The sequence below is a fragment of the Candidatus Frankia alpina genome (genome assembly GCF_902806485.1).
Lineage (GTDB): Bacteria > Actinomycetota > Actinomycetes > Frankiales > Frankiaceae > Frankia > Frankia alpina.
In genome coordinates, this window is record NZ_CADCWT010000510.1 from 1 (window position 1) to 915 (window position 915).

Annotated in this window: 1 pseudogene; it reads right to left on the minus strand. The window is 63.7% G+C overall.

Features of this window, described 5'->3' with window-relative positions:
* Nucleotides 1-702 precede the first annotated feature (702 nt).
* A pseudogene (locus tag G6R25_RS25710) lies at nucleotides 703-915 on the minus strand (hypothetical protein); the annotation flags it as partial.

Below are 915 nucleotides of genomic sequence, written 5' to 3' on the forward strand. Positions count from 1 at the left end.
ACGATCACGACCGAAAGGGCATAAGTTACCCGCCGGTATGGAAACTCGGGCTAGGTCCTGGCTGGTCGGCCAGGGAATCGGCCGAGAAGATGATCGATATCGTCGCCGTTCGGGTCGTTTCGCGGAGCGGTGGCGACAGCAGCCGGCGACGAATCTTTGGCTAACACCTTGCCAGGTCCCCGCGAATGCGCTTCCAAAGGCGAACCCCAACTTTTTGGTCTCCTGCGAGAGGTTCTACCGGAGCAGTGCGATAGTCCGCGTTGCCAGGTTTCGTCCGAGGTGCAGTGTGGGGCGTCGAATCTCCGAGGGATAGGACATGGCCGGGGTTGGTGAATCGCTGCCATAACGTCCTTTCCTGCTATCGAAAGTTACTTTGATTGATACGTTTTAGCGGCGCATGGTGGCAGCATCGAATGGGGTAAATGAATGCAGGTCGAAGAAAAGGTGGACGAAGTGGGCCCCCGCCGGGGGCGCGTCCCGGTCGCAGCGAAGGACGGGCCGGTCCGCGACGCCGGCATCCCCGGCGGCGCGCGCTGTTCGCCCGGCTGGGTGGCCGGTCGACCTGCGCGGGACTGGGGCTCATCGTGGCCCTGGCAACCGTGGCGGTCCTGGCAACACCGGCCAGGGCCGCCACCACAGTCATCGAGGACACAGCGATCGGTACCGGGAACGTAACTGGTCAGGTATTTGTTTGATCTTGAGTTAGCTGGTTGCGGGCATCCAGGGGCGGCCTTCGGCCAGGTGGACGAGGGCGGGGAACAGGCCGATGCCGCGTTTGGTGGCGGTGGACAGGTAGCTGCGGATCGCGCAGAACTGGCGGGCGCCGGTGAGGGTGCGTAGGCACCCAGGGCCCCGCGAAGATCGTTCTAGGTTGCGATCTGCTACGCGGAGTATTGGCCCCGTTGTGCCGTCCGG